Source organism: Variovorax sp. P1_H12_2 (assembly GCF_056405335.1).
On record NZ_JBFUCI010000509.1, the window covers coordinates 1 to 4045 of the forward strand.

The 4045-nt window shown below is 70.1% G+C and carries 3 protein-coding genes; all 3 read right to left on the reverse strand.

Annotated features, from left to right (window positions below):
* Positions 1–1627 (reverse strand): UDP-N-acetylmuramoyl-L-alanine--D-glutamate ligase (gene murD / locus AC1D2K_RS31245; protein ID WP_478093884.1); only part of this gene is annotated, 1627 nt, incomplete at its 3' end.
* A 4-nt stretch (positions 1628–1631) separates the two neighbouring features.
* Positions 1632–2810, reverse strand: a complete 1179-nt coding sequence (gene mraY / locus AC1D2K_RS31250) for a phospho-N-acetylmuramoyl-pentapeptide-transferase (protein WP_478093886.1) — start codon at positions 2808–2810, stop codon at positions 1632–1634.
* Positions 2811–2864: 54 nt separating this feature from the next.
* Positions 2865–4045 (reverse strand): UDP-N-acetylmuramoyl-tripeptide--D-alanyl-D-alanine ligase (locus AC1D2K_RS31255; RefSeq protein ID WP_478093887.1); only part of this gene is annotated, 1181 nt, incomplete at its 5' end.

Genomic DNA, 4045 nt, shown 5'->3' on the forward strand with positions numbered 1-4045 from the left:
TCACGGCCTCGGGCAGCGAGGCCGCCGCCAGCAGCGGGATGCCGGTGGCGGCCAGCGCGGCTTCGATCAAAGGCGCGTCGCGGCCGATCAGCACCACCGCACGGGCGTACTGGCGCACCGGTGCGGCCAGCGGCCCGAAGTCCTGGCCCTTGCCCTCGCCGCCGAGGATCACGACCACCCGGCGCTCCTCGCCCAGGCCGACGAGCGCCGCAACGGTCGCACCGACGTTGGTCCCCTTGCTGTCGTCGAAGTACTCGACATCGCCGACGATCGACACCGGTTCGACGCGGTGCGGCTCACCGCGGTATTCGCGCAGGCCGTAGAGCATCGGCGCCAGCTGACAGCCCGCCGCGGTGGCCAGCGCCAGCGCGGCCAGCGCGTTGAGCGCGTTGTGGCGGCCGCGGATGCGCAGCGCATCGGCGGGCATCAGGCGCTGGATGTGGATCTCTTCTTCCTCGATCGCGGCGCCGCGCTTGCGCTTCTGGGTCTCGTCGGCTTCCAGCGCGCGCACCAGCCAGGCCATGCCGTTGAGTCGCTCGAGGCCGTAGTCGCCCGGGCGCAGCGGCATCGCAGCGCCGAACGTGACGACGCTGCGCGCCACCTGGCCCTTGGCCAGCTTGACCGGCGCCGGCCGCATCGCCATGACGGCGTCGTCCTCGCGGTTGAGAAGCATCGCACCCCGCGTGCCGAAAATGCGCGCCTTGGCTGCCGCGTAGGCCGCCATGTCGCCGTGCCAGTCGAGGTGGTCCTGCGACAGGTTCAGCACCGTGGCGGCGGTCGGCTCGAAGCCCTGCACGCCGTCGAGCTGGAAGCTCGACAGCTCGAGCACCCAGACCTGGGGCAGGTCGTCCGCGTCCATGCGGGCCGCCAGCGTGTCGAGCAGCGTCGGACCGATGTTACCGGCCACGGCCACCGTCTTGCCCGCGCGCTCGACCAGCTGGCCGGTCAGCACAGTCACGGTCGTCTTGCCGTTGGTGCCGGTGATGGCGAGCACGGCCGGCGTGTAGCCCCGGGGCGGCGGCGGTGCGACCATGACTTCCGGCAGCGGCGTGAAGGAATCGTCGTCGTCGTCGGGCAGCGAAGCGGCAACCGCCGCCGGCGGCTCGGCTTCGTCGAGCGGGGACGCATCGGCGACCGGCGCATGCGGTTCGAACGCACGCGCCGGGTCGTCCGATTCCGGCAGCGGCTCGTCGACTGGATCCGGCAGCGGCGCCTCGACGGCATCGGCCGCCGGCGCGGGTTCTGCCGCCACGGCCTCCTCGACCGCATCGACGACCTCGACCGTGCGCAGGTCTGCCAGCGCACGCGCGAACAGGTCCAGTTCGCCACCGACCGGCAGGCCCATCGCCCGCGCCGCATCGAGCACCACCGCCACCGATGCCGGCGACAGCCCCGGCGAACGATAGACCGCGCGCACCGGCGTGCCTTCGACCAGCGCGGCCGACAGGGGACCGCCGACGAACACCGCCTCGGGCAGCTCCGCGCGCAGCGTCGCCAGCTGCGGCGGCGCCTCGCGAGTATCGGCCACCGTGAGCATCGCGCCATGGCGTGCGCACCAGCGCGCCATGGCCAGGCCGGACGCGCCGAGGCCCAGGATCAGGACGTGGAGGTCTTTCAGATGCCGCATGGTGTCAACGCAGCTTCAGGGTGGAAAGACCCACGAGGCACAGCAGCATCGTGATGATCCAGAAGCGGACCACGACCTGCGTCTCGCGCCAGCCGCTCTTCTCGAAATGATGGTGCAGCGGCGCCATCTTGAGCACGCGCCGGCCTTCGCCGAAGCGCTTCTTGGTGTACTTGAAGTAGCTGACCTGCGCCATCACCGAGATCGCCTCGACCACGAAGATGCCGCCCATGATGAAGAACACGATCTCCTGGCGCACGATGACCGCGATGGTGCCCAGCGCGCCGCCGAGCGCGAGCGCGCCCACGTCGCCCATGAAGACTTGCGCCGGATGGGTGTTGAACCACAGGAACGCGAGCCCCGCGCCGGCCATCGCCGAGCAGAACACCAGCAGTTCGCCCGAGCCCGGGATGTGGGGAAAGAGCAGGTAGCGCGAATACACCGCGCTGCCCGTGACGTAGGCGAACACGCCCAGCGCCGAGCCCACCATCACGACCGGCATGATCGCCAGGCCGTCGAGCCCGTCGGTGAGGTTCACCGCATTGCTCGCGCCGACGATCACCAGGTAGGTCAGGATCACGAAGCCGATGCCGCCGAGCGGATAGCTCACTTCCTTGAAGAAGGGCACCAGCAGGTTGATCTTGGGCGGGAAGTCGAGATCGAAGCCCGAGCGCACCCAGGCGTAGAACAGCTCGAGCACCCGCCAGTTGGAGCTCTCGGAAATGCTGAACAGCAGGTAAAAGCCCGCCACCAGGCCGACCACCGATTGCCAGAAGTACTTCTCGCGCGAGCGCATGCCTTCGGGGTCCTTGCGCACCACCTTGCGCCAGTCGTCGACCCAGCCGATGGCGCCGAAGCCCAGCGTGACCCACAGCACGATCCAGACGAAGCGGTTCGAGATGTCGAACCACAGCAGCGTCGAGAACGCAATCGAGAACAGCACCAGCACGCCGCCCATGGTCGGCGTGCCGCTCTTGGTCAGGTGCGTGTCCATGCCGTAGCCGCGCACCGGCTGGCCGATCTTGAGCGCGCTCAGGCGCCGGATCACGTAGGGTCCCGCCGCCAGGCCGAGCAGCAATGCGGTCAGCGCCGCCATCAGCGCACGGAAGGTCAGGTACTGGAAGACGCGCAGGAATCCGAACTCCGGCGACAGGCCTTGCAGCCACGTGGCGAGGCTCAGCAGCATGGGCTGAACCTCGTCGGGAAATGATTCATCTGCGAACAGGCCTCGATGCGCGACTCATGCGGCATGACCGGCCTCCTTGTCTTGTGGTTGTGATTCGGCCCAGCCGGCGACGGCCTGGACCACGCGCTCCATCTGCATGAAGCGCGAGCCCTTCACCAGCACGCTGGCGGCCCGGGGCAGTTGGGCGCGGACGGCGGCGTTGAGCGAATCGATGTCCTCGAAATGCCGGCCCTCGCCCATGCCGGGGCCGGCGCCGCCCTGGAAGGCAGCGATGCTGTGCGCCGATTCGCGCCCGAGCGCGAACACGGTCTCGATGCCGCGCTCGCGCGCCCGGGCGCCGACCTCGGCATGGAAGCGCGGCCCCTGGTCGCCGACCTCGCCCATGTCGCCGAGCACCAGCAGGCGCGGGCCGGGCAGACCGGCGAGGACGTCGATCGCAGCCAGCATCGAATCGGGGTTGGCGTTGTAGGTGTCGTCGACCAGCGTGATCGAGCGCGGGCCCGCCAAACGCAGCTCGCTGGCCTTGGAACGGCCCTTGACCGGCTCGAAGGCGGCCAGCCCGTCGGTGATGCGGTCCAGCGAAACCCCGCTGGCGAGGGCGCTGGCGATCGCCGCCAGCGCGTTAACGACGTTGTGGCGGCCGGCGATGCGCAGCGCAAAGCCCAGATCGCCCAGCGGCGTGCGGGCCTGGACCTGCCAGGCACCGTGACCCCATTCGGCGGACACCAGCGAGATGTCCGCGCCGGGCTGCTCGCCGAAGGTCAGGCAGCGGCGCGAGGCGACGCCGCGGCGCGCGATCTCGTTCCACAGCGGCGTGAATTCGTCCGCATAGGGGAAGACGGCCGTGCCCTGAGGCGGCAGCGCCTCGAAGACCGCCGCGTTCTCGCGCGCCACCGCCTCGACCGTGGCCATGAATTCCTGATGCTCGCGCTGCGCGTTGTTGACCAGCGCGATGGTGGGCCGCGCGATCCGCGCCAGGCGCGCGATCTCGCCCGGATGGTTCATGCCGAGCTCGACCACCRCGCGCTGGTGCCGCGCGCGCAAGCGCAGCAGTGTCAGCGGCACGCCGATCTCGTTGTTGAAATTGCCGGCCGTGGCCAGCCCGCCGTCGCCGCAGGCGGCACGCAGGATCGAGGCAATCATCTGCGTCACGGTGGTCTTGCCGTTGCTGCCGGTGACCGCGATCAGCGGCAGCTCGAACTGCGCGCGCCAGCCCGCCGCCAGCGCGCCGAGGG